This is a genomic window from Sphingomonas sinipercae (assembly GCF_011302055.1).
GTDB lineage: Bacteria > Pseudomonadota > Alphaproteobacteria > Sphingomonadales > Sphingomonadaceae > Sphingomicrobium > Sphingomicrobium sinipercae.
In genome coordinates this window covers 837,567-860,651 of the sequence record NZ_CP049871.1, presented here as the reverse complement: position 1 = coordinate 860,651, position 23,085 = coordinate 837,567, and the positions used below count along the sequence as shown (strand labels likewise).

General features: G+C 66.3%; 23 protein-coding genes, 2 tRNA genes and 1 pseudogene. 12 read left to right on the top strand and 14 right to left on the bottom strand.

Annotated elements, in window-relative coordinates:
- Nucleotides 1-23: 23 nt before the first annotated feature.
- The 4 genes and pseudogenes from crtY to G7078_RS04425 all read left to right on the top strand — a co-directional run.
- Nucleotides 24-1,166 (top strand): lycopene beta-cyclase CrtY, encoded by a 1,143-nt coding sequence (gene crtY / locus G7078_RS04440; protein WP_166093399.1) that lies wholly within the window; start codon nucleotides 24-26, stop codon nucleotides 1,164-1,166.
- Entirely contained in the window at nucleotides 1,163-2,641 is a 1,479-nt protein-coding gene (locus G7078_RS04435) for a phytoene desaturase (RefSeq protein WP_166093397.1), read from the top strand. The genes crtY and G7078_RS04435 overlap by 4 nt, the downstream gene beginning before the upstream one ends.
- Nucleotides 2,638-3,516, top strand: a complete 879-nt coding sequence (locus tag G7078_RS04430; protein WP_166093395.1) for a phytoene/squalene synthase family protein — start codon at nucleotides 2,638-2,640, stop codon at nucleotides 3,514-3,516. Before G7078_RS04435 ends, G7078_RS04430 begins: the two co-directional genes overlap by 4 nt.
- Nucleotides 3,516-4,685, top strand: a pseudogene (locus tag G7078_RS04425) (glycosyltransferase); the annotation flags it as partial. The gene G7078_RS04430 and the pseudogene G7078_RS04425, both read left to right, overlap by 1 nt.
- Before the next feature lie 19 nt (nucleotides 4,686-4,704).
- Here the strand turns inward: G7078_RS04425 and G7078_RS04420 are convergent.
- Nucleotides 4,705-5,448 (bottom strand): fatty acid desaturase, encoded by a 744-nt coding sequence (locus G7078_RS04420; protein WP_246166479.1) that lies wholly within the window; start codon nucleotides 5,446-5,448, stop codon nucleotides 4,705-4,707.
- The gene (locus G7078_RS04415) at nucleotides 5,445-5,921 is read right to left on the bottom strand and encodes a sterol desaturase family protein (protein ID WP_166093392.1); all 477 of its coding nucleotides are present in this window, start codon (nucleotides 5,919-5,921) and stop codon (nucleotides 5,445-5,447) included. Before G7078_RS04415 ends, G7078_RS04420 begins: the two co-directional genes overlap by 4 nt.
- 104 nt (nucleotides 5,922-6,025) lie before the next feature.
- Here G7078_RS04415 and G7078_RS04410 point away from each other — a divergent pair, with 104 nt between their 5' ends.
- Nucleotides 6,026-6,772 carry a PilZ domain-containing protein gene (locus G7078_RS04410; protein ID WP_166093390.1) on the top strand — a complete coding sequence of 249 codons (747 nt, stop codon included), beginning with the start codon at nucleotides 6,026-6,028 and terminating at the stop codon, nucleotides 6,770-6,772.
- Here G7078_RS04410 and G7078_RS04405 read toward each other — a convergent pair.
- Together G7078_RS04405 and G7078_RS04400 are read right to left on the bottom strand one after the other, a co-directional pair.
- Entirely contained in the window at nucleotides 6,726-7,139 is a 414-nt protein-coding gene (locus tag G7078_RS04405; RefSeq protein WP_166093388.1) for a PilZ domain-containing protein, read from the bottom strand. The genes G7078_RS04410 and G7078_RS04405 overlap by 47 nt on opposite strands.
- A 61-nt stretch (nucleotides 7,140-7,200) precedes the next feature.
- A tRNA-Arg gene (locus G7078_RS04400) sits at nucleotides 7,201-7,277 on the bottom strand.
- Nucleotides 7,278-7,394: 117 nt separating this feature from the next.
- Between G7078_RS04400 and G7078_RS04395 the strand changes: the two genes are divergently transcribed.
- On the top strand, nucleotides 7,395-7,889 hold the full coding sequence (locus tag G7078_RS04395) for a hypothetical protein (protein ID WP_166093385.1): 495 nt from the start codon (nucleotides 7,395-7,397) through the stop codon (nucleotides 7,887-7,889).
- Here the strand turns inward: G7078_RS04395 and G7078_RS04390 are convergent.
- Entirely contained in the window at nucleotides 7,886-8,461 is a 576-nt protein-coding gene (locus G7078_RS04390; protein ID WP_166093383.1) for a GNAT family N-acetyltransferase, read from the bottom strand. The two genes, G7078_RS04395 and G7078_RS04390, sit on opposite strands and share 4 nt — an antisense overlap.
- Complete coding sequence (gene hemB / locus G7078_RS04385; RefSeq protein WP_166093380.1) at nucleotides 8,454-9,443, bottom strand: porphobilinogen synthase; 990 nt, start codon at nucleotides 9,441-9,443, stop codon at nucleotides 8,454-8,456. Before hemB ends, G7078_RS04390 begins: the two co-directional genes overlap by 8 nt.
- Nucleotides 9,444-9,495: 52 nt before the next feature.
- Between hemB and G7078_RS04380 the strand changes: the two genes are divergently transcribed.
- A complete protein-coding gene (locus G7078_RS04380; protein ID WP_246166477.1) occupies nucleotides 9,496-10,389 on the top strand; it encodes a diacylglycerol/lipid kinase family protein in 894 nt (297 codons plus the stop codon).
- Here G7078_RS04380 and G7078_RS04375 read toward each other — a convergent pair.
- The 5 genes from G7078_RS04375 to G7078_RS04355 form a co-directional block, all read right to left on the bottom strand.
- A complete protein-coding gene (locus G7078_RS04375; RefSeq protein ID WP_246166475.1) occupies nucleotides 10,386-11,861 on the bottom strand; it encodes an MATE family efflux transporter in 1,476 nt (491 codons plus the stop codon). The genes G7078_RS04380 and G7078_RS04375 overlap by 4 nt on opposite strands.
- Nucleotides 11,862-11,961: 100 nt before the next feature.
- A complete protein-coding gene (locus G7078_RS04370) occupies nucleotides 11,962-14,580 on the bottom strand; it encodes a valine--tRNA ligase (RefSeq protein ID WP_166093376.1) in 2,619 nt (872 codons plus the stop codon).
- A gap of 46 nt (nucleotides 14,581-14,626) precedes the next feature.
- Nucleotides 14,627-15,034, bottom strand: a complete 408-nt coding sequence (locus G7078_RS04365) for a DUF2497 domain-containing protein (RefSeq protein WP_166093374.1) — start codon at nucleotides 15,032-15,034, stop codon at nucleotides 14,627-14,629.
- Between the two features lie 66 nt (nucleotides 15,035-15,100).
- Nucleotides 15,101-16,564: a TolC family outer membrane protein gene (locus tag G7078_RS04360; protein ID WP_166093372.1), complete on the bottom strand. Its 1,464-nt coding sequence runs from the start codon at nucleotides 16,562-16,564 to the stop codon at nucleotides 15,101-15,103.
- A 17-nt stretch (nucleotides 16,565-16,581) separates the two neighbouring features.
- Nucleotides 16,582-17,232 carry a protein-L-isoaspartate O-methyltransferase family protein gene (locus G7078_RS04355; protein WP_166093369.1) on the bottom strand — a complete coding sequence of 217 codons (651 nt, stop codon included), beginning with the start codon at nucleotides 17,230-17,232 and terminating at the stop codon, nucleotides 16,582-16,584.
- Nucleotides 17,233-17,403: 171 nt separating this feature from the next.
- Between G7078_RS04355 and G7078_RS04350 the strand changes: the two genes are divergently transcribed.
- The 3 genes from G7078_RS04350 (at nucleotide 17,404) to G7078_RS04340 (ending at nucleotide 18,571) form a co-directional block, all read left to right on the top strand.
- Nucleotides 17,404-17,477 (top strand) — tRNA-Cys (locus tag G7078_RS04350).
- 90 nt (nucleotides 17,478-17,567) lie between these two features.
- Nucleotides 17,568-17,984 (top strand): copper chaperone PCu(A)C, encoded by a 417-nt coding sequence (locus G7078_RS04345; RefSeq protein ID WP_166093368.1) that lies wholly within the window; start codon nucleotides 17,568-17,570, stop codon nucleotides 17,982-17,984.
- The gene (locus G7078_RS04340; protein WP_166093366.1) at nucleotides 17,981-18,571 is read left to right on the top strand and encodes an SCO family protein; all 591 of its coding nucleotides are present in this window, start codon (nucleotides 17,981-17,983) and stop codon (nucleotides 18,569-18,571) included. The genes G7078_RS04345 and G7078_RS04340 overlap by 4 nt, the downstream gene beginning before the upstream one ends.
- Here the strand turns inward: G7078_RS04340 and G7078_RS04335 are convergent.
- On the bottom strand, nucleotides 18,568-19,428 hold the full coding sequence (locus tag G7078_RS04335; RefSeq protein ID WP_166093364.1) for an alpha/beta fold hydrolase: 861 nt from the start codon (nucleotides 19,426-19,428) through the stop codon (nucleotides 18,568-18,570). The genes G7078_RS04340 and G7078_RS04335 overlap by 4 nt on opposite strands.
- A 41-nt stretch (nucleotides 19,429-19,469) precedes the next feature.
- Here G7078_RS04335 and G7078_RS04330 point away from each other — a divergent pair, with 41 nt between their 5' ends.
- Nucleotides 19,470-20,867: a protein adenylyltransferase SelO family protein gene (locus G7078_RS04330; protein WP_166093362.1), complete on the top strand. Its 1,398-nt coding sequence runs from the start codon at nucleotides 19,470-19,472 to the stop codon at nucleotides 20,865-20,867.
- A gap of 32 nt (nucleotides 20,868-20,899) precedes the next feature.
- Nucleotides 20,900-22,327 (top strand): succinylglutamate-semialdehyde dehydrogenase, encoded by a 1,428-nt coding sequence (gene astD, locus G7078_RS04325; RefSeq protein ID WP_166093359.1) that lies wholly within the window; start codon nucleotides 20,900-20,902, stop codon nucleotides 22,325-22,327.
- On the opposite strand, the gene G7078_RS04320 is transcribed toward astD, so the two are convergent.
- Both G7078_RS04320 and G7078_RS04315 read right to left on the bottom strand, forming a co-directional pair.
- On the bottom strand, nucleotides 22,324-22,704 hold the full coding sequence (locus G7078_RS04320; protein WP_425505260.1) for an acyl-CoA thioesterase: 381 nt from the start codon (nucleotides 22,702-22,704) through the stop codon (nucleotides 22,324-22,326). The genes astD and G7078_RS04320 overlap by 4 nt on opposite strands.
- Nucleotides 22,686-23,069, bottom strand: coding sequence for a hypothetical protein (locus tag G7078_RS04315; RefSeq protein ID WP_166093357.1), 384 nt, complete (start codon nucleotides 23,067-23,069; stop codon nucleotides 22,686-22,688). The genes G7078_RS04320 and G7078_RS04315 overlap by 19 nt, the downstream gene beginning before the upstream one ends.
- Nucleotides 23,070-23,085 lie beyond the last annotated feature (16 nt).

Genomic DNA, 23,085 nt, shown 5'->3' with positions numbered 1-23,085 from the left:
ACGCCGCTTGGTCGTCCCGCGCGATGACCAGGATCGCCATCGCCGGCGGCGGCTTGGCCGGATCGCTGGTCGCGCTGGCGCTCGCCAATCGCCGGCCTGACGTCGATTTCGTACTGGTCGAGCAAGGCGACCGTTTCGGCGGCAATCACACCTGGTCCTTCTTCGACAGCGATGTCCCCGACGACCAATGCTGGCTCCTGAAAGGGTTGATCGCGAGCAGCTGGCCTGATCACGAGGTGCGCTTCCCCGCCCGTCGCCGCACCATCGCACTGGGCTACAACAGCATTCGATCGGAGAACCTCGACCGAATCGTTCGCCGGACCTTGCGGCGCGACCAATATCGGCTTGGCGCCAGCGTCGCCGCGCTGGGCGAGACGTCGATCTTGCTCGACAGCGGCGAGCGAATTGACGCCGATGCGGTGATCGACGCGCGCGGGCCGGAACCGATGCCGGGAATCGAACTGGGTTGGCAGAAATTCGCCGGCCAGGTTGTCCGCTTCGACGGCGGTCACGGCGTCGAGCGTCCGATGATCATGGACGCGACGGTCGATCAATCGGACGGTTATCGCTTCATCTATCTGCTCCCCTTCAGCAGCACCGAGCTACTGATCGAGGACACCTATTACTCCACCACCGCCGACCTCGACCTGGACGCGATCGTGGCGAAGCTGGCGGACTATGCGCGGACGCTGACCGGCACCACGGGCGTCGTAATCGCGGAGGAAGCGGGCGTTTTGCCGGTCGTGATCGGCGGCGACGTTGCTTCGCTGTGGCACGGGGCCCAGGTCCCGATGCTGGGCTTGCGCGGCGGGTTCTTCCACCTGACGACGGGATATTCCCTACCCGACGCGGTCGCCAACGCGATCCTGCTGACCGAGCAGGACGATTTAACGACGGCTGCCTTGCTGAAGGTCTACCGGCAACGCGCGGAGCGTTTGTGGGCCGAGCGCGGTTTCTTCAAGCTACTCAACCGAATGCTGTTCCGGGCAGCCGAACCGGAAACGCGCTATCGGGTACTCGAACATTTCTACCGGCTTCCGGCCCCAGTCATCGCCCGTTTCTATGGCGCCCGGCTGACGTCGCTCGACAAATTGCGAATCTTGAGCGGCCGGCCGCCGGTCCCGATCGGGCGTGCGCTAAGCGCCATGCGGCGGAGAGCGGCGTGAGCAAGACCGCGGCAGTGATCGGTTCCGGCTTCGGCGGCCTGGCGCTGGCGATCCGCCTGCAATCGGCCGGCGTCCAGACCACGGTCATCGAAGCGCGCGACAAGCCTGGCGGCCGCGCTTATTATTGGGAAAAGGACGGCCACGTGTTCGACGGCGGGCCGACCGTCATCACCGACCCCGCCTGCCTCAAGGAGCTGTGGGCGCTGTCGGGATCGGACATGGCGGCGGATGTCGAACTGGTCCCGGTCTCGCCCTTCTACCGCCTGTCGTGGCCGGACGGCAGCACGTTCGACTATCTCAACGACGACGCCCTGCTGGAAAAGCAGATTGCGGCGCTCAACCCGGCCGACGTGCAAGGCTACCGGCGGTTCCTCGATTATGCCGCGGGCGTGTTCGTCGAAGGTTACGAGAAGCTGGGAGCGGTGCCGTTCCTGGACTTCAAGTCGATGCTGAAGGCGGCCCCGAAGCTGGCGCGTTACCAGGCGTGGCGATCGGTCTATTCGGTCGTCTCCGGTTTCGTGAAGAACGAGAAGCTGCGGCAGGCGCTGTCGTTTCACACCCTGCTGGTCGGCGGCAATCCGATGACGACCAGCGCCATTTATGCGCTGATCCACAAGCTGGAACGCGACGGCGGCGTCTGGTTCGCGAAGGGCGGCACCAACCGCCTGGTCGCAGGCATGGTGCGGCACTTCGAGCGGCTGGGCGGCACAATTCGGCTTGGCGACCCGGTCAACCGCATCGAGACGCGGAGTGGCCGGGCGACGAGTATAAGAACGCGCAGCGGCTGGTCCGCGGCCTTCGATGCGGTCGCTTCCAACGCCGACATCGTGCGAACCTACGACATGCTCGCCGATCCGCGCGGCCGCAAAGCGGCAGCCAGGCTTCGGCGCAAGCGCTTCTCGCCCTCCTTGTTCGTCGTCCACTTCTCGACCGCCGGCGCGTGGCCCGATGTGCCGCACCATTCGATCCTGTTCGGTCCCCGCTATGCCGGCCTGCTCAACGACATTTATCGGGGCAGCAGCCTTGCCGACGATCCTTCGCTCTACCTGCACCATCCGACGGCCACGGACCCGGGCATGGCGCCGCCGGGCAAGTCCACTTTTTATGCGCTCGCCCCGGTCCCGCACCTTGGCAAGGGACAGATCGATTGGGACGTCGAGGGACCGGCGTACAGCAAGCGGGTGCTTCAGATCCTCGAGCAGCGGATGCTCCCGGGCCTGTCGGAGCGGCTCGACACCGTGTTCCACTTCGGCCCCGCCGAATTCGATAGCGAGCTCAATTCTCACCTTGGCTCGGCCTTCAGCCTCGAACCGATCCTGACACAGAGCGCCTACTTCCGGGTGCACAACCGCGACGACGTCATTCCGAACCTCTATTTCGTCGGCGCCGGAACTCACCCGGGCGCCGGCATCCCGGGCGTCGTCGGAAGCGCGAAGGCCACCGCGGGGCTGATGCTCCAGGACCTCGGCCAATGACCCGCGACGCGCTCGTCGCCGGAGCGTTCGCGGCGATCCAGCACGGGTCCAAGTCGTTCCGCGCCGCGAGCCGCCTGTTCGACCGCGAGACCCGCGAGCGGGCGTGGCTGCTCTATTGCTGGTGCCGCCACTGCGACGATGTCTGCGACGGGCAGACGCTTGGCTTCGGCAGCGGGCCGCGCGGGCCGGTCAGCATGCTGCGCGAAAAGACTCACCGGGCGGCGAGCCGGCAAATCGTTGGTGAGCTGCCGTTCGACGCGCTTGGCCAGCTGCTCAAGGAACGGCCGATCCCGCTCCAATTCCTCGACGACCACCTGGAAGGCTTCACCCTCGATGAGCTCGGCTGGCGCCCGCAGACTGAAGAAGACCTCATCCGCTATTGCTACCATGTCGCCGGCACCGTCGGCTGCATGATGGCGATCGTCATGGGCGTAGCGCCCGACGATACGGAAACGCTGGAGCGCGCCGCTGACCTCGGCATCGCCTTCCAGCTGTCGAACATCGCGCGCGACGTCCGCGAGGATTTGGATAACGGCCGCTGCTACCTCCCAGCGGAATGGATGCAGGCTCACGGGGTGACTCCGCAGACCGTGTTCGATCCCACGAATCGAATGGCGCTTCTGGCGATCGTCGACCGCCTGGTGGACAGCGTGATCGTCTATGAAAGCAGCGCTCGGAAGGGCGTCCAGCGGCTGCCGTTCCGATCGCGGCTTGCGGTGCTGACGGCGCTGCGCATCTACGGCGCCATCGGCCGCCGGGTCGGCCGGCTGGGCGTTTCGGCCTGGGATCGCCGAGTCACCGTCGGCAAGACCCGCAAGCTGGCTATGCTCGTGCCGAGCTTCGCCGAAGCGGTCAGCCTGCGCCGGCGCGCCTGATGTCGCATTTCGCCGTTATCGGCCCGCCGCTGCGCGGGCATTACAAGCCGCTTTCCAACCTGGCACGGGAGCTGATCGATCGCGGGCACCAGGTGACCTTCATCCATCACCCGGACGCACAATCGCTGATCGAGGCAGAGGGCGCCAGCTTCGCGCCGATCGGCACGGACGCGCCGCCGGTTTCCCGCTGGACCTTGCCGATGGCGAAAATCCGCGGCCTCATCGGGCTTGGCGGGATGATGGATGGCATGGTCCGCTTTACCGACATGTTCTGCCGGGAAGCGCCCGATGTCATTCGGCGGATCGGCGCGGACGCGCTCATCGTCGACCAATTGGAGGCCGGTGGCGGCCTGGTCGCCGAGCACCTGGGCCTGCCCTATGCAAGCGTCGCCGATACGATGCCGATCAATCGCGAGGACGGCATTCCGCCACCCTACGTCGCCTGGCCCTACGATCCTTCCGACAAGGGCTTGAAGCGCAATCGTGGCGGCTGGCGAGTCACCGACCTGCTGCTGCGTAAGGTCGGCAAGGCGATCGAAGCCAACGCGCGGATGCTCGGCCTTCCAGCCCGCCGCCGGCTCGAAGATTGCCTGTCGCCGGTCCTGCAACTGTCGCAGATGGTGCCGAGTATCGATTTTCCCCGCCGCGAACTGCCGGCGACGTTCCATTACACTGGCCCCTTCCGTCACGGGGAAGCCGAGGATTTCGAAGTTCCGCCAGGCGACGAGCGCCCGCTGGTCTATTGCGCGCTCGGCACCTTGCAGGGGCAACGGGTCGAGCTGTTCCGCAAGGTGGCGCAGGCGTGCGCCGATCTCGACCTGCGCCTGCTGCTGACCCAGGGCGGGCTATCGAACGTCAAGCGCGCGGCAAAGCTGCCCGGCGATCCGCTGGTTTACGACTGGGTGTCGCAGGAAGGCGTGCTCGGCCATGCCGACCTGATCGTGTGCCACGGCGGCATCAACACGGTGCTCGAACCGCTCGCGGCGGGCGTGCCGATGGTGCTGATGCCGCTGGCCTTCGAACAAGGCGCGATCGCGGCGCGGATGGAATATGCCGGGGCCGCGCGCGAGTTGAGCTTCCGCTCGTCCGCCGCAAAGCTGGCAGCCGCGATAAGCGAGGTGCGCGGCAACCCCAGCTTCCGCGCCAAGGCACGGGCGATCCAGCAGGAAATGCTCGCCGCCGGCGGCGTCAGGCGGGCCGTGGACCTGATCGAGCGGATGCCCGGTGTTTCCGCTCCGAAGGCAGGCGCCACCACGGTACCGACGGCGCCAGATGATGTTCGTGGTGATAGCCGAAGTGGAAGCAGCTCAGCAGCGAGCCGAGCCAGGTGAACTGGTTGCTTCGGGCGCGATGATCGTCGGCGAATTCGGCGTCTTCGTGCCGGTGCGGCAGATAAGTGCCGAAATAGAATAGCTGGAACGACGACAGGATCGCGGGGAGCGCCCAGAACAGCATGACGTTGGCGTAGCGGGCGCCAAGCAACAGCAAGGCGACGAATACGACGCTCAGGATCATCAACTGCCGCCAGCCGAAATAGCGACGGATGAAGCCGCTGTACCAGCGCCATAAGTGGCGCGGGTTGTCGGCGTCGAAGTCGGGATCATCCGGCGTTCCTGGCCGGCGATGATGGTCCAGGTGCTTGGGCAGCAACGCATCATAGGAGAACCCGGCATAAAGGCCGAGCGCGAGCCGGCCGACGGCGCGGTTAAAGCCCGGACGGCCCGGCGCGAGCGATCCGTGCATGGCGTCGTGGGCGATGATGAAAAGCCCGACGTTCAGCCAGCAGATCGCGGCGATGAGCAGCGGCGCGGCCAGCGCACCGGCGAAGCCCAGCGGGTGCGCGAAGATCGCATAGGCCTCAAGCGCTATCCAGCCGAACATGATGGCGACGGCGAGACTGAGGCCGATCGCGCCTTGGCGAGGGACCGTCATGGGGCGGACCGATGGGCGCGCAGCCGGTCGAGCAGGCTGTCCAGGCGGGGCGCATAGAGAAACCCGAAGGAAACGGCCCCGTCGCGCTCGCGCACCGCGTGATGGAGCCGGTGGGCCTGCACCAGCCGCTTCAGATAACCCGATTTAGGCGGCTTCACGAACCGAAAGCGGCGGTGAACCAGCCCGTCGTGGACGATCGCATACAACAAGCCATAGACAACCAGCCCGAGCCCCACCCACCACAGCGCCGGCCAGCGCGCACCGGCAACGAACAAGGTAAGGCTGATCGCGGCAAACACCAGTGCGTACAGGTCGTTGCGCTCGAACCAGCCGTCGGCCGGCTCATGGTGCGACCGGTGCCAATTCCACCCCGGCCCGTGCATCACATGGCGGTGCACTGCGGCAGCGACGATCTCCATCGCCACTACGGTGATCGCAACGATTGTCAGCGGGAGGAGCCACTGTTGGGCCATGCCGTTGATTTAGCTGGCGAAGCGGCAGGCGTCCATCGCCACGGGCCAAAGCAGGTGATGCCGTCGCCAAAGAGAGGCTCCACCGCGGAGCTATTTTCAACACCTTGGTAACCAGGCCGCGCGATAACTTCGTCACTGCGGCAGCATTTTTAGGTTGGGACGAGGATCGCGTGGAAGAATTGCCGGTCCGAACGACGTCCTACTCGCTAATGCGCGATGTGCCGGCGGAAACCGATCGCCGCGCCGACGACCGCCACCTGACCATCTTCCGAGTCGGCTCGATCGTCATCGGCAGCCGACGCGAGCTCTGCCTGGTCAAGAACCTTTCGGCCGGCGGTGCGCTCGTCAAACTCTTCTCCGACCTGGCCGCGGGCGAGTCGATCCAACTGGAGATCCGGGAGGGGCAGCCCATTCCCGGCAGCGTCAGCTGGACTCGCGGCAACGAAGCGGGCCTGGAATTCGATGCGGCGATCGACGTCGTCGACTTGCTGACCAGCGCCGGCGACGGGCCGCGGCCGAGGATGCCGAGGGTGGAGGTCCGCGCGCGGGCGACGATTCGGCAGGGCGCCGTTGTCCGGGGCGCCGCGATCAAGAACATCTCGCAAGGCGGACTCAGCGTCGAACCCGCCGGTCCACTGAACGTCAGTGAGGGCGTCACCGTGACGCTTCCCGGAATCAGCCCGCAGCAAGGGGTCGTGCGCTGGCACAACGGCGGCCTTTACGGAATCAGGTTCAACAGTGTCCTTGGCCTGCCGGTGCTGGTCCGGTGGCTTCAGGAACACGGCAACGGCGGCGAACCGGTGCCTAGTCCCCCAGAACGTTTGGCGATTCTTCCGCCCATTGCTGGATAAGCCGCCGCTCGCTCTCGCTTAGCGGGCGGGAAGCGAGGCCGGGGCGCCGCTGGACGGGCGGCGGCAGGCTGGCCGAGGGCGGCGGGATATGGCGGAGCAGTTCTTTCGGAAACAACGGCGATTCGAATGCCAGCCCGGCATAGGATCCCTGCACCCAGGCGACGCGGCTTGGTACGGACAGGCCCTGGCGGTGGAACAGCACCCAGGTGCCTTCGCGCGGCAGGTCCTCCCCGCTGACCAGCGCACCGTCCTGCGACAGATTGCGCAAGATGACGGACCCCGCCGATTCGACGGTCTGCAGCGTCGCTTTCAGCAACACGTTCGACCGCGTCGAACGCCGCTGGTGTGTCGTGCGGGCCTCGTCCATGCCCGCACCCTAGGGGAACCGGGTAAATGGACGTTTAATCTAGCGGGCTTTTAAAGGAAATTGGCGCGCCCGGAACGATTCGAACGTCCGACCCTCAGATTCGTAGTCTGATGCTCTATCCAGCTGAGCTACGGGCGCGCTGCCGGCAAGCGGCAGGGGCGCGACATAGGGGGCGGTCGCGAACCACGCAACCCCTCGCGGCGGGCGCATCCAAGCACGATTGCGCGACGCTGCGACGCTTCCTAGAGCAACTGCATGCGACTGCTGCCCCTTGCCGCGTGCCTGTTCCTGACCGCCTGCACCACCGGCTATCCGGTTCCGTCGCTCGCTCCGCGCCCATCGGAAGCCATCGATCCGCGGGTGCCGGTGCCGGAACCGGTCTTGTCGTCGGTTCCCGATGCGGCCCTAGTAGGCCGGCTCGCGACGCTTGAGGCCGAAGCGGGGGCAAGCCACGACCTGTTCGTTGCTGCCGCCGGACCGGCTCGAAGCGCAGCGAATGCCGCCGGCTCAGCGGGCAGCGAAAGCTGGATCGCCGCGCAACAGGCGCTGTCGGCGTTGGTCGCCGCCCGTACAGGGGTCACGCGAGCGCTGGCGCAGGTCGATGAGCTTGGCGCGGCCCGGGTTCGGCAATTCGGCGGCATCGCGGCCGCCGACCTTCGCGCAATCCAGGCCACGAGCGCCCGAATTAGCGCCATCGATCGATCCGAAGCAGCCGTGATCGACGAATTGCAGGCCAGGCTTGGCGGCTAGGCGAGCGCCGCCGCGCGTGCCGCGGGCCATTGTGCCGGATCCATGCTGTACACGATGACCGGGTTGAGCGTCGCGGCCCAGGCATCGGTCGTGACAAAGTCGAGGTCGGTTCGCCGCTTCATGCCAAGCCGCTTCATCAGCCCGACGCTCGATATATTTTGGTCAACCGTCAGCGCGACGACGAACGGCGCATCGTAACGGTCGAAGGCCAGGTCCATGGCCGCGATGGCGGCTTCCTTGGCATAGCCGTGGCCCCACGCATCCTCGCGCAGACGCCAGCCGATTTCGAAGTCCCCGGGGTTGGGCGCACCGCCGCTGTTGACCCGCTTGAGGCCGCAGAAGCCGAGCAACGCCCCGTCGTCCTTGCGCTCGACGATCCAGAAGGTGTGGCCGAAGTCGCGCTCATAGCTTTTGACGCGTGTATAGGCCGCCTCCTGCTGCTCGCGCGGCCAGACGCCGCCGAGCCAGCGCATCACCGCGGGCGTGTTGGTGTGCAGGATGAACGCGTCGAGGTCGGCGTCGTCCCACGTGCGCAGGCGAAGCCGCTCAGTCTCCGCGACGATCTCAGCCATTGATCAGCCGCGCCGCATCGAGCGCGTGATAGGTCAGCACCCCCGTCGCACCGGCGCGCTTGAAGGCCATCAGCGTTTCGAGGATCAGCGCGTCGCGGTCGGCCGCGCCGGCCTCCGCCGCCGCTTCGATCATCGCATACTCGCCGGACACCTGGTAAGCGAAGGTCGGCACGCCGAACGTGTCCTTCACCCGCGCCAGCACGTCGAGATAGGGCAGGCCCGGCTTCACCATCACCATGTCGGCGCCCTCGGCCAGGTCGAGCTCGACCTCCCGGATCGCTTCGAAGCCGTTGGCGGGATCCATTTGGTAAGAGCGCTTATCGCCCTTCAACAAGCCCTTGCTGCCGACCGCATCGCGGAACGGCCCGTAGAAGGCCGAAGCATATTTGGCGGCGTAAGCCATGATCGCGACGTCGCAATGGCCGTCCTGTTCCAGCGCCGAGCGAATCGCGCCGACACGACCGTCCATCATGTCGGAGGGGGCGACGATGTCGGCCCCGGCGGCCGCCTGCACGACTGCCTGCCGGACCAGCATCTCGACCGTCGCGTCGTTGACCACGCAGCCGCGATCGTCGGTCAGCCCGTCATGCCCGTGGCTGGTGTAGGGATCGAGCGCGACGTCGGTCAGGATCCCGATCTGTGGCACCGCATCCTTGATCGCGCGGATGCCGCGGCAGATCAGATTGTCGGGATTGAGCGCCTCCGCCGCATCGTCGGTGCGCAGCCGCGCCGGCGTGTTGGGGAAGAGCGCAACGCACGGGATGCCGAGCCGCGCCGCTTCCCTCGCCCGCTCCGCCAGCCGGTCGACCGACCAACGGCTGACGCCCCGCAGCGACGCAATCGGTTCTTCGCAGCCGCTGCCTTCGCAAACGAACATCGGCAGGATGAAGTCGCTTGGGTGCAGCCGGTTCTCGGCGAGCATTTCGCGCATCCAGGGCGAGGAACGCCCGCGGCGCATGCGCAGTGCAGGAAAGGAACTCATGACCGCGGCTCTCTATCGTGGAACTGTATCGGGCGGTAGCCGCTGTCGCCGAGTGACCGAACCAGCCCTTCCCCGCCAGGCAATATTGATCGTCAACGCCGCCAGCCGGCAAGGCGCCGAGGCGTTCGCTTCGGCGCGCGACAAGCTGGTCGCCGCGGGCGTCGCCTTGATCGACGCCCGGGCGGTTGAGGATCCCGAATTGCTGGGCGGCGAAATCACCTCCGCCATCGACCGCGCGCCGATGGTGATCGTGGGAGGCGGCGACGGCACATTGTCGAAAGCAATCGATTCCTTCCTTGGCACCGACACCATCTTCGCCTTCCTGCCGCTCGGGACCGCCAACAGCTTCGCCCGGACGCTCGGCACGCCGCTCGACCTCGACGGCGCCATCGACGTCATCGCCAATGGCATTGCCAGGCCGATCGACCTTGCCAGCATCGACGGAGATTACTTCCTCAACAATGCCGCGCTGGGGCTTGCCCCGGTTGTCGCCGACAGCGTTCCAAGCGCGCTCAAGAAGAGCCTTGGACGGTTCGGTTACCTGCTTTGGGCCGGCTGGTCGGCGGCCAGCTTCCAGGCGTTCCGCCTGGTGGTCGATGACGGGCGGCGCCAGCACCGGCTGTGGGCGACCGAGGCGCGGATCGCCAACGGCCGCTTCCACGGCGGGCTCGAGCTGATCGAAAGCGCCGAGCTCGACAGCGGGGAAGTCGTGATCCAGGCGGTCCAGGGCCGAAGCATCGTGCGCCTCGGCTGGAGCTATTTCGCAAGCGCGCTCAAATTGCAGTCGCGCAAGACGAGTGTCCGCGAATTTCGCGGCACGAAGATGCGGGTCGAGACGAAGCCGCGGATGCGTGTGTCGATCGACGGCGAACTTGGGCCGGAAACGCCGTTTGAGGTTAGGCTCCTGCCGGATGCAGTGAAGGTCGCCGCCCCGCGTTTGGGCTAGCCGGCCGGGCTTAGCGCGCCTCCGGGCTCGCGCGTCGCCTCCGCATGTTCGACGCACTCAACCTCGCACGGGCGCTGCGCAGCCGTCATCCGCGCCTGGCGCCAGCCGCCATGGAAGTAGAAAGCGGCGGCAAGCGCGAGGTTGACCAGCGAGCTCACCGGGAAGCTGGTCCAGATCGCATCGGCGCCAAGCCAGCCATAGGTGCCCAGCACCCAGCCGAAGCGCACCGGCACCAGCCCGATCGCTAGGATGACCAGTGGCCCCCACACCGCGCCGTTGGCGCGGACCGTGCCGAACAGCACCATGGTCACTCCGAACAGCAGGAAATTCCATGTCGCGAGCAGGTGGATGTGCTGGGCGATTGGAAGCGCCGGGCTGTCGCTGCCCATGAACAGCGCCAGCACCCAGCGGTCGGCAATCGTCAGCGCGACGATCAGTCCGGCGGTGATCAGCAAGGTGTAGATCACGCCGGATCGGGTGATCCGGCCGACGCGATCCCATTTTCCGGCGCCGATGTTCTGCGCCGCCATCGCGCTGACCGCCGCGCCCAGCGCCATCGCCGGCATCTGCACATAGGTCCAAAGCTGCATCGCGACCCCGAAGGCCGCGGTGGTGTCGACGCCTTCCCGATTGACGATCCCGACCAGCGCCAGCGCGGACAGCGAAATGACCACCATCTGGATGCCCATCGGCAGGCCCTTACCGACGATCGTCTTCAGGATGGCTGCGGACGGCAGCAGGTAGCGCAGCTCCCGCCCGCGCAGGCGCAGCGGCAGGTCGCGCCAGTACATGTAGCCGAGCAAGGCGAACAGCGCGGCATAATTGGCGATCAGGGTCGCCATCGCGGCGCCGGCGATCCCCATTTCGGGCGCCGGCCCAAGGCCGAGGATGAAGACGGGGTTGAGCCCGCTGTCGAGGACCACCGCCAGGATCATGAACCACAGGGGCGTCAGGCTGTCGCCCGACCCGCGAAGCGCCATCATCAGCAGCGTCAGCAGAAGCAACGGCGGGGTCGCTAGGAAGATGACCCGCAAATAATCCAGCGCCAGCGGCGCCGCGTCGCCGGGCGTTCCGAGCAATTGCAGGATCGCCGGCGAAAGCAGGTAACCGGCCCCGGCGATGACGATGGTGACGAACGTAAAGCTGCCGCCGGCGCTGCCGAACACGCGGCGCGCGCCGTCAACGTCCTTCCGGCCCCACGACTGGCCGATCAGGATGGTCGAGGCCATGCCGAAGCCGAAGACGAAGGCGGTCAGCAGGAACATCACCATGTTGGCATTGGCGGTGGCGGCAAGCGCGTTTTCGCCCAGGAAACGGCCGACCCAGATGGCGTTGATGGTCCCGTTCAGCGACTGCAGGATGGACGATGCGAGAGTCGGCAGCGCGAACCGCAGCAAAGTCGGCCCGATGCTGCCCTGCGTCAGGTCGCCGCGACCGGGCGATCCGGGCGGCGCTGATGCTGCATCAGCCACGCACGTCTCCGTCACCCTGAACTCGTTTCAGGGTCCATTTCTCTAGCTGCACAGACGTCTCCAGCATGGATGCTGAACCAAGTTCAGCATGATGGGTCACCTACCCAAGCCGCTCCAACGCCGCACGATAGCGTTCGGCCTCAGCCGATTTCTCCGCATGATCGGCGCGCGCCTTTTCGACCGCTTCCGGCTTGGCCCGCTCGGTGAAGTTGGGGTTGGAGAGGCGGGCGGCGAGGCTGTCGCGTTCCTTCTCGGCGGCCGCCGCAGCCTTTGCCAGGCGTCCCTTTTCCGCCTCGAGATCGATATGCCCCGAAAGCGGGAAGGCAATAGTCTCGCCGTTGACGACGACTTGCGCTGATCCGGCCGGCGCCGCGTCCGCGGATCGCGCCTGACCCAGCTTCGCCATCCGGCCGAGAATGGCCGTTCCGCTGTTGATCCGTTCGGCGCTGACGCCGTTACCGAGGACGACAGGCTCCAGCGTGGCGCTCCACGGAATATTCAATTCGGCGCGCAGCGTGCGGACCTGCGAGACAAGCTCGATCGTCCACTCGATCTCCCGCTTCGATTGCTGGTCGGCGCTCGCCTCCGGCTCCGGCCACTTGGCAACGATCAGCTCGTAGGGCCGCTCGCCCATCGCCGACCACAGTTCTTCCGTGATGAACGGCATGATCGGGTGCAGCATCACCAAAATCTGGTCGAAGGCCCAAGCGGCGACGGCCTTGGTTTCGGCGTCGAACGCGCCCTTCACCAGCTCGACATACCAGTCGCAGAAGGTGCCCCAGGTGAAGTGATAGATGGCGTCGGCCATGTCGTCGAAGCGCAGCTCGTCGAAGGCGCGGTTGAGCTTGGCCAGGGTCTCGACCACCTCACCGATGATCCAGCGGTTGATTGGCAACGCCGCTTCCGGCGCGGCGATGCTGCCGCTCGCGCCGACCCCGTTCATCTGCAGGAAGCGCGCCGCGTTCCACAGCTTGGTCGCGAAGTTGCGATAGCCTTCGACCCGTTTCTCATCGAGCTTGATGTCGCGGCCCTGGCTTTCCATCGCCGCCATCGTGAAGCGCAGCGCGTCAGCGCCATATTTGTCGATCAGGCCGAGCGGGTCGACCGTATTGCCCTTCGACTTGGACATCTTGGCGCCGTGCGCATCGCGGACCAGGCCGTGCAGGTAAAGCCGCTTCCACGGCACTTCGCCCATGAAATGGATGCCCTGCATCGCCATGCGGGCATCCCAAAAGAAGATGATGTCGAAGCCGCTGATCAGCAGGTCGTTGGGATAGTGGCGCTTGAGCTCGTCGCTCTGCTCCGGCCAGCCGAGCGTCGCGAACGGCCACAGGGCCGAGCTGAACCAGGTGTCGAGTACGTCCTCGTCACGGCGAAGCGGCCTGTCTCCGGCTTCGGCGCGCGCCTCCGCCTCGGTTTCGGCGACGTAGACCCTGCCGTCTTCGTCGTACCACGCCGGGATTCGATGCCCCCACCATAGCTGCCGGGAGACGCACCAGGGCTGGATGTTCTCAAGCCAGTTGAACCAGGTCTTTTCCCAGCTCTTGGGGACGATCTCGATCTTGCCGGTGCGCGCCGCAGCGATCGCCGGCTTCGCCAGCGTCGCGGCGTCGACATACCATTGGTCGGTCAGCCACGGCTCGATGACTACACCGGAGCGGTCGCCATAAGGCAGCTGGATGACGCGGTCCTCGACCCGTTCCAGCGCGCCTTCCGCCTCCAATAGCTCGACCACCCTCTTGCGGGCGTCGAAGCGGTCCATCCCGAGCAGTGCGTCAGGCACCAACCCGTCCGCCGTCTGGCAAACCCGCGCCTGCCCATCGAGCATGTTGAGCATGTCGCGTGGCTGCATGCCCGCGCGCTTGCCGACCTCGAAGTCGTTGAAATCGTGCCCCGGCGTAATCTTCACCGCGCCCGAGCCAAGCTCCGGATTGGCATGTTCGTCAGCGATGATCGGGATCAGCCGCCCGGTAATCGGCAACCGCACCTGTTGCCCGACCAGCTTCGCGTAGCGCTCGTCCTCGGGATGAACCGCGACCGCCATGTCGGCGAGCATCGTTTCGGGCCGGGTGGTCGCGACGCTGATGTGGCCGCTCCCGTCGGCCAGCGGGTACGTCAGGTGCCAGAACTTGCCCTGAACTTCGCGGGTTTCGACTTCGAGGTCGCTGATCGCCGACTGGAACTTGGGATCCCAGTTCACGAGGCGCTTATCGCGGTACAGCAGGCCTTCGCGGTAAAGCTGCACGAACACCTTGAGGACGGCTTTGGTAAAGCCCTCGTCCATCGTGAAGCGCTCGTTCTTCCAGTCCATCGAACAGCCGAGGCGGCGCAGCTGGCGCGTGATTTCGCCGCCGCTTTCCTGCTTCCAGTCCCAGACCTTCGCGACGAACGCGTCACGGCTGTAGTTGGTGCGCTTGTCCTGCCGCTCCTCGAGCTGGCGCTCGACCACCATCTGCGTGGCAATTCCGGCATGGTCGGTCCCGACGACCCACAAGGCGTCCTTGCCCCGTAGCCGCTCATAGCGGGTCATGACGTCCTGCAGCGTGTTGTCGAGCGCGTGGCCGATATGCAGCGAGCCGGTGACGTTGGGTGGCGGATTGACGATCGTCCACGGCTCTGCGTTCGGGCGCTCGGGCCGGAACAGCCCGTTCGACTCCCAATGCTCGTACCAGCGCCGCTCGATTGCGGCAGGATCAAAGGTTTTCGGCAGTTCGCTCATCGCAGCCGCGCCTAGCGGTGGCGCAGCGCAGCATCAACCGCGGCAATCAGACGGGGCGGCCGGTAATCCGCGAAATCTCCCGCTTCACATGCTCGCTGACCAGCTCCGGCAGGTTCTCGTCGAGCCATTGCTTGAGCATCGGCCGGACCATGTCGCGCACCATGTCCTCGAACGGGTTGGTTTCCGGTGCCGGCGGCACCGAAGCGGCGACGGTCGAAAGTTCGTCCAGCGAGTGGCGGGCGGCTTCGAGCGCGCCCTGGTCGACCAATGGCGGGCCAAGGTCGACCGGCGCAATCGGCTGGTCGAGTTCGAGGATGTCGTCCTCGTCAGCGCCCTCATCGATCGCGGCGGCAGCGGGCGGCGGCGCGGTTCGCTGTTCCTTTTCGTCCGCGATCACTTTTTTGATCGAGGCGAGGATGTCTTCCATCGAAGGTTCGCGTCCGGCGGATTGCATCGGATCGATATCGCCCAAGCCGCCGGCGAAGTCACCCCTGCTTACTGCCGGCGAAGCGACGCCTGCTTACTGATCATGCGGCGTCGGCAGCGGCTGCGGCGCAACGCCGATCTCGGCCGGGGTCAGGGTCCGCGTGGCCGCGGGAGCGCGAAGCGCGTCGCTCGCCCAGTCATTGATCCCGCCAGCGACTCGCCGGTAATTGCCCAGCGGGTCGTACAGCGGGCCGCCGTCGAGGCCGAGATCGTCGGCTTCGGCCTGGCCCATGGCGTTGAGCAGCTGGAACCCGGCGACGTAGGCATCGCGCTTGGCGGTGACCAGCGCGACCTGCGCGTTCAGCAATTCCTGTTCGGCGTTGAGGACGTCGAGAACGGTGCGGGTCCCAACGGAGCGTTCGGCGCGGGCGCCTTCCAGCGCGAGCTCGTTGGCGCTGACCGCCACGGCGTTCGATGCAATCGCATCTTGGGCGGCGCGGTAGGTGGCATAGGCTGCGCGGGTGTTGGCGATGACCGCGCGCTCGGTGCCGATCGATTGTTCGATGATCTGGCTCTGGATCGCTTGCGCCTGGCGGATCCGGGCGGCGGGCGCGCCACCCTGGTACAGCGGAATCCGCGAATTGACGCCGACCGTGGTCTTGGTCCCTGCGCTGGGGTTCTGCTGGCCGAAAAAGTCGGTCGTCCCGCCGCTCAGGTCGTTGACGTAGGTGCCGCTGGCCCCGGCGGACAGCGTCGGCAGGCGCCCCGCCCGAGCGACATTGACGTCGAAGCCGGCCGCCGCGATCTGCCGGTTCACCGCCAGCAGGTCGGGGTTGCTCGCAAGCGCGATGCGCACCGCTTCCTCCGGCGTGGCCGGCAGCGGCGGCAGCGGCGGCGGCGGCGCCAGCTGGTCCGGCCGATGCCCGATCACGCGGCGATAATTTTCTTCGCTGGACGTGAGCCGGCCCTGGGCAATGGCGAGGTTGGAACGGGCGAGTTCAAGCCGCGCTTCCGATTGGGCGACGTCGGTGCGGGTCACGTCGCCAATCTCGAACCGGTCCTTGGTGGCTTCGAGGTTGGTCCGGAGCACCGAGATATTGTTCTGGTTCAACTCGACGACCGCACGGTCGCGGATCACGTCCATGTAGACGGCGACGGCTTCGGTGAAGACATCCCCCTCCACGGCGCGCAGGGTCGCGCGACCCGCTTCGACCCGCGCCTTGGCGCCGCGGACCTGGTTGCGGACGCTCCCGCCGGTGAAGATCGGATAGGATAGATCAACGCCGACCGAGACGTCCGGCCCCTTTCCGCCGACGTCGAGCACGCCACTGCGGGTGAGGTCGCGGTTCAGGCCGGCGGTGGCGCTAACCTGCGGCCGACCCGCGGCGCGCGCGATGGCGACGGTCGTGTCGGTCGCCCGCAGCGCTTCGCGCTGAGCAGTCAGCGTCGGGTTGGTCCGATAAGTCGACACCAGCGCTTCGCGCAGCGTGTCCGCGGATGCGGTGCCCGCCAGCAAGGCGGCGGCCAGGCCGGCTATGAAAATCGAGCGATGGGTCACGGAAACTCCAGGTCTCTTTAAAAGGTAAAACTCTTGGGACGATCAAAGCCCGGGAGCGGGGCGGCGCCATGGTCGCCAAGCGTCTGCATCCCGAAGCCATCGCCGGCACGGCGGACGAGCGTGAGCCGGCTGATCCCCTGGTCGACGAGCGCCGCGGCAAGCCGCCCATTGGACGCGAGCTGGTCCAGCAGCGGCTGCGGAAGATGGTCGACGGCGCCATCGACCAGGATTAGGTCGAAGGGTGCGCGGCCATTGAGGCCCTGGGCCAGGGGCCCTTCGACGACCTCGATACCCTTAGCGCGCGCTTCGGCCGCGAGCGACGCCGAGCACTCGAGCCCGACGACCTCGACGCCCATTTCCGCCAGCACCGCAGCTGAATAACCAGTGCCACAGCCGATCACGAGCGCGCGCTCGCCCGCTCGAGGGGCGAGTTCGGTCAACAGCAGGCCAAGCACGGTGGGCGAGGACATGGCGCGTCCGTCACCGATTGCGACCGCCCGGTCGCTATATGCCAGCGGCCAAACATCTTCGGCGACGAACTGTTCGCGCGGAATCGCGGCCATCGCTTCAGCGACGGGCGCATAGTTGACGCCCTGGGGCCGCAACTGGCTGTCCACCATTGCCACGCGTGCCGCTGCGAAGTCGAGAATGGTCGTCTGGACCGTCATAGGTGTTATATGCCGCTAATACAGTTGCGATACAAGATGCTCTTATCCGGCGAGGGTCCCTACGCCAAGCCGACGCTAGTGCCGCTCGTCGAAAAGAACCGTCGTCGCGAAGGGCGTCGTCGGGCCTTTGCCCTTGACCGGACCTGAATTCCCAACGAAATGCGCGGCGGCGGCCCGATGGCGGAGTGGTTACGCAGAGGACTGCAAATCCTTGCACGCCGGTTCGATTCCGGCTCGGGCCTCCAACTTCAACCGATTGGCAGCGCTTGCCCGCCCAGTCCCGGCTGTGAACGACCGGAGAGAGTGAAGCGATGTTGAAACGATGCGCGGCCCCCGTGCTGCTCTTCTTGCTCGCATCCTGCTCGGCACCCGACGCCGCGCCCGAGATCGAAGTCCGCGACGCATGGGTAAGAGCGACCCAAGACGGGCAGGCCAGCACCGCCGCTTACCTGACGCTGACCAACCGTGGCGGCGCCGACGCGCTTGTCGAAGTCGCTGCCAGCGACGGTGCCGCGTCCATGCACAGCACCTCGATGGCGGGGGGAATCATGCGGATGCGGCCACTGGCGCGGGTTGAGCTCCAGCACGGCGCGACGGCCCAGTTCCGTCCGGGCGGGGATCACATCATGATCACGGGGCTGAAACAGCCGCTTACGATCGGGCAGCCCTTCACGCTTCGGCTGCGCTTCGAGCGCGGCGCCGAGCTGTCGATCGCCTTGCCGGTGAAAGATGCTGCCGGAGCGGCGATGTGAAGCGCTTGCGGATCGTTCTTTGGATTGCGGTGGCGGTGGCAGCGGTGGCCGGCGTGTTGGTTGCCACTCGGGGCCACGAACAGCAGCCCATGACGATCAGCGCCGCTTCGACGCCCGTTGGCCCCTTCACCCTGACTGACGGCAATGGGCAGCCGTTTCCGAGCAGCAAGCTGGCTGGAAAGCCCTATGCGCTGTTTTTTGGCTTCACCCACTGCCCGGACGTCTGCCCGACGACGCTTTCGCGGCTGATCCGGCTGCGCAAGGCGGTCGGGCGCGGTGAGGAAGCGTTCAACATCGTGTTCGTCACCGTCGATCCGGAGCGGGACGGGGCCGAGGAGGTCGGCGCTTATTCGAAAGCCTTCAATTCTCCGGTCATCGGCCTGACCGGATCGCCTGCGCAGATCGACGGGGTGAAGCAGCAGTTTGGAATCTTCTCGCAGAAGGTGCCGACTAGCGGCGGCGACTATACGGTCGATCATACGGCAACCGTGCAGCTGTTCGACCGCGACGGCCAGCGCGCGGGGACGATTGCGGCCGACGAGGGGGACGCTCCCGCCCTCGACAAGCTGAAAATGCTGGTCGGTTAGGCGGCGAGCACGCGCTCCAGCAAGCGATCGACTGCCGCGATGGTCTCCGGTTCTTCAAAGTCGGGCGCGTGGCCAACCTTCGGCACGGTCACCAGCTCGGCCCCTGGGATCGCCTGGCGCATTCGCTCGGCGGCTTCGGCCGGCAACAGGTCGGACGTCTCTCCGCGCAAAATGGTCAGCGGGCGGCCGCCTAGCGCGGCGAACAGGGGCCAGGCGTCCGGCCGCGGTTCGATGTAAAGCGCATCGAACGGATCGACGATCGCCATGTCATAATCGAGCTCGATCCCGCGTTCCGTCTGCCGGCACACCCGCCGCGCGTAGCGTTCCCACGCCGCGGTGTCGTAGCGCGGGTGAACGCCGGCAAGGCGCTCCGAGAAGGCCGACGTCGCTTCTGCCCAATCGCGAAACAGCTCGGGCTTGCCGACATAATCGCGGATTCGGTCGAGGCCTTTGGTGTTGAGTTCCGGTCCGACGTCGTTGAGCAGCGCCCCGGCGATCAGTTGCGGCGCGACCGCGGCGACGATCATCGTCACCAGACCGCCGAGCGAGGTGCCGATGAACACCGCGCGGTCGACCTCGATCTCGGCCAGCAACTGGATCACGTCGGCGGCGTAGGTCTGCGGCAGGTAGTTGGCCGAATTGGGATCGTAGCCGCTCGATCCGCGACCGCGAAAATCGGGCACGATCAGCCGCCACTGCCCGGCGTAACGGTTAGCGAGGCTTTCGAAATCGCGGCCGTTGCGGGTCAGGCCGTGGAGGCACAGCAATGGTGGACGGTCGCTGGGCCCGGCATAATCGCGGAAATGGAGCTTCAGGCCGTCGCGGCTGGTCCAGTATCGGTCGCTCCAGGCTGCCATCCGTGGTTCCCCCTGCCGGTGGCCTCCCCTATCGCGACGGGATGCAAGTCGAGCAACCCTACCGCCCGGACGTCCAAATCCTCCAGCTTGGCGACGCATTCTACGATCCGGTCCGAGCAGCCGACTTTCCGCAATGCGCCGCGCGCTTCCTCAACCGCAGGGCGGCAGCGACCGTCGGGCTGGCCGACCTTTCCGACGAAGCGTGGGCGCGTCACTTCTGCCGCTTCGACCCGCTGGCGGGCAACCTGCAGCAGCCGCTTGCGCTGCGCTACCACGGCCATCAATTCCGCACGTATAATCCGGAGCTTGGCGACGGACGCGGTTTCCTGTTCGCGCAGCTTCGCGACGATCGCGGTCGGCTGCTCGACCTCGGAACCAAGGGGTCCGGCCAGACACCCTGGAGCCGCACCGCCGACGGGCGCCTGACTCTGAAAGGCGCGGTGCGCGAAATCCTGGCGACGGAGATGCTCGATGCGCTGGGCGTCAACACGTCCAAGACGTTCGCCGTTTTCGAAACCGGCGAGGAACTGGTCCGTGGGGACGAGCCCTCGCCCACTCGATCGGCCGTGCTGACCCGGTTGAGCCATGGCCACATTCGCATCGGCAGCTTCCAGCGGCACGCATTTGAAAATGCTACCGGCCGGCTCGACCAACTCGTTCGCTATTCGCTCGAGCATCTGTACGGCGAGGCCCCCGACGACGATCCGGCAACGAATGCGCGACGCTTGTTCGGGCTGGTCTGCGCCGCAACCGCGAAGCTGGCGGCCAGCTACATGGCCGCGGGTTTCGTTCACGGCGTCCTCAACAGCGACAATATCAACATCACCGGCGAGAGCTTCGATTACGGTCCATGGCGCTTCACGCCGCACTGGGACGCCGATTTCACCGCCGCTTACTTCGACCATTACGGGCTTTACGCTTTTGGACGGCAGCCGGAGGCGATCCACTGGGACGTTGCCCAATTCGCCGGTTGCCTGTCGTTGCTGACGCCCGTGGCGGGGCTGACCGAGACATTGGGCGGGTGGGGCGAGACTTTCGAACGTTCGCTGATCGACGCCTTGATCCACCGCCTTGGCGTCGCGCCGTCCATGCCCGACGCCGACCGCGACCTCGCCGCCGCAATCGTCCGAGCGCTCGAGAACAAGGCAGCGACCATCGACCGCTTTTTCTTCGACTGGCGCGGCGGCCGCGACCCCGGCGCCGGTCAGTATCCCGAGCCGCCGTTCCGCGAATTGGCTGCCCATCTTGAAGGCCGCGCGGTCGAACAGCGCCATGCCTACTGGTCCGGCCCAGAACCATGTTCGATGCACATCGATGAAGTTGAAGCGATCTGGGCGGCCATTGCCGAGGCCGACGATTGGGGCCCGCTTGAGGCGAAGGTCGCCGCCATGCGGCGAATGGGCGCGGCAATGGGTCAGGACGGACCCGACGCCGCTTGACCGAACACTCGCCCCATGGTGGAGGCCGGCCCATGCCCGAACAACTGATTTCGACCGAACCGGCCACCGGCAAGCAGCTTTGGGCCGGACCGCCCGGCGAGGCTGGCGCCGAGGTTGCGGCGGCGCGAGCCGCGGCGGCTGAGTGGGCAAGGCGCTCCCCGTCCTACCGGATGGAGACGCTGCGCCGCTTTGCCAACGTCGTGCGCAAGAAGGAGCAGGCGTTCGCGACACTGATCGCACGCGAGACCGGCAAGCCGTTCTGGGAAGCGCAGACCGAGGTCGGTGCAGTGGTCAACAAGGTCGAGATTTCGATCAATGCCTTCGCCGAGCGCACGCCCAAGCGGACCGTCGAAGCGGCGATGGGCAACAAGGTCATCGTCCAGCACAAGCCGCATGGCGTGCTGGCGGTGCTCGGGCCCTACAATTTCCCCGCGCACCTGCCGAACGGGCACATCGTCCCGGCGCTGATCGCGGGCAACGCGGTGGTCTTCAAGCCATCGGAAAAGACACCCGCGACCGGCGAATTCCTCGTCCGATGCTACCACGAGGCGGGCGTTCCCAAAGGCGTCGTCCGGTTGCTGGTCGGCGGCCCCGACGAGGGCCGGGCGCTGGCCGAGCAGGCGGACATCGACGGCCTGCTCTTCACCGGCTCGGCGCGGGCCGGGATGGCGTTGCACAAGCAGTTCGCCGAGACTCCGCACAAGATTCTGGCGCTGGAGCTGGGCGGCAACAACCCGATGGTCGTATGGAACGCCAAGGACATCGAGGCCGCCGCCGCCATCGTCGCCCAATCCGGCTATCTCAGCGCCGGGCAACGCTGCACCGCCGCGCGGCGGCTGATCGTCGAGGATGGCAAGCAAGGGCCGTTGCTGGACGCGCTGACCGCGCTGATCGACCGGATGATCGTCGACGAGCCGTTCGCCGAACCGCCGCCGTTCATGGGGCCGGTGATCGACAATGCCGCCGCCGACCACTTGCAGGAGCAGTGGGTGGAGCTGATGATCAGGGGCGGCAAGCCGATCCGTCGTCTCGACCGTCCGTTCGAGGATCGCCCTTACTTGACCCCCGCCCTGATCGACGTGACCGATGTCCGCGATCGGCCGGACGAGGAGCTTTTCGGGCCGGTGATCCAGCTGATCCGGGTGAAGAGCTTCGACGATGCGATCGCGGAGGCGAACAACACTCGCTTCGGCCTGGCGGCGAGCCTGCTGGGCGGCAGCCCGGAACAGTTCGAGCGCTTCTGGAGCGAGGTCCGCGCCGGGGTCATCAACTGGAACAAGCCGACCAACGGCGCCCCGTCCAACGCCCCATTCGGCGGCGTCGGCCTGTCGGGTAATCATCGCCCAAGCGCCTTTTATGCCGCCGATTATTGCGCTTATCCGGTGACCAGCGTGCAGGGCACGAGCATTCGCGGCGGCATCGCCCAGGGCCTGCGCGATCCGAACATGCAGGAAGATTAAGCGGGGGCGATTTCCCGAGGCCGATCGTCGGACCCCAGTGCGACGAAGGTGAGTTCGCCCTCCGCCACGACTTTCTCCGCCTCGCCGTCACGCTCCCGCGCGACCGCTTGTGCCCGCAGCCGCATCGACGTGCGCCCCTGCTTCAGCAGTTCGACGCTAAGCTCATCGCCAACCGCCATCGCGCCGGGAAACTTCAGGGCGTCCGCGGCAACCAGGATCGCCTTCCCCTTGCTGTGCTTGGAGGCGAACGATCCGCACGCCAGGCCCATCTGGCTCATCAACCAGCCGCCGAAGACGCCGCCATAGGGGTTGGTGTCGGCGGGCATTGCTGTGACTCGGATGTGCGGATTGTCGCGGGTCATGCCCAGTCCATCCACTTCAATGCCCATAGCGAGATGCGCCATAAGCCCGCGATGACCGCGCCGGTGAGGATAATTCCAGCCGTCGCCCCCACGATTGCCGGGTCGCCATTCAGCAGTTTCGTCATCACTTGCGGGTTCTTCGAGATCTTGAATGCGACCGCGACAACAAGGCCTCCGAGAAGACCGCCGAATATCGGCAAAAGTATATTCGCGTTCCATCCGAACCGCTCGACCGTCGCTTCGAACGGCGCGAGCAAGAGGATCGACGCAAGCAGGACCGGAACGAACAATACGACCGGGAACATCAGCCAGATGAGGCCGCCTGCCTTACCCTGAGCCATCGCGAGCAGCACGAATGGCGCGGTCAAGATAACGACCATGAACGCCACTCGAAGC

Bases quoted from the DNA above. Each gene is read 5' to 3' on its own strand.
- G7078_RS04420 (WP_246166479.1), bottom strand. From the start codon at position 5,448: ATGACGGTCCCTCGCCAAGGCGCGATCGGCCTCAGTCTCGCCGTCGCC.
- G7078_RS04405 (WP_166093388.1), bottom strand. From the start codon at position 7,139: ATGGACGAGGCCCGCACGACACACCAGCGGCGTTCGACGCGGTCGAAC.
- G7078_RS04355 (WP_166093369.1), bottom strand. From the start codon at position 17,232: ATGACGGTCCAGACGACCATTCTCGACTTCGCAGCGGCACGCGTGGCA.
- G7078_RS04370 (WP_166093376.1), bottom strand. From the start codon at position 14,580: ATGAGCGAACTGCCGAAAACCTTTGATCCTGCCGCAATCGAGCGGCGC.
- hemB (WP_166093380.1), bottom strand. From the start codon at position 9,443: ATGAGTTCCTTTCCTGCACTGCGCATGCGCCGCGGGCGTTCCTCGCCC.
- crtY (WP_166093399.1), top strand. From the start codon at position 24: ATGACCAGGATCGCCATCGCCGGCGGCGGCTTGGCCGGATCGCTGGTC.
- G7078_RS04315 (WP_166093357.1), bottom strand. From the start codon at position 23,069: ATGGTCGTTATCTTGACCGCGCCATTCGTGCTGCTCGCGATGGCTCAG.
- astD (WP_166093359.1), top strand. From the start codon at position 20,900: ATGCCCGAACAACTGATTTCGACCGAACCGGCCACCGGCAAGCAGCTT.
- G7078_RS04415 (WP_166093392.1), bottom strand. From the start codon at position 5,921: ATGGCCCAACAGTGGCTCCTCCCGCTGACAATCGTTGCGATCACCGTA.
- G7078_RS04390 (WP_166093383.1), bottom strand. From the start codon at position 8,461: ATGGCTGAGATCGTCGCGGAGACTGAGCGGCTTCGCCTGCGCACGTGG.
- G7078_RS04335 (WP_166093364.1), bottom strand. From the start codon at position 19,428: ATGGCAGCCTGGAGCGACCGATACTGGACCAGCCGCGACGGCCTGAAG.
- G7078_RS04330 (WP_166093362.1), top strand. From the start codon at position 19,470: ATGCAAGTCGAGCAACCCTACCGCCCGGACGTCCAAATCCTCCAGCTT.
- G7078_RS04430 (WP_166093395.1), top strand. From the start codon at position 2,638: ATGACCCGCGACGCGCTCGTCGCCGGAGCGTTCGCGGCGATCCAGCAC.
- G7078_RS04365 (WP_166093374.1), bottom strand. From the start codon at position 15,034: ATGCAATCCGCCGGACGCGAACCTTCGATGGAAGACATCCTCGCCTCG.
- G7078_RS04395 (WP_166093385.1), top strand. From the start codon at position 7,395: ATGCGACTGCTGCCCCTTGCCGCGTGCCTGTTCCTGACCGCCTGCACC.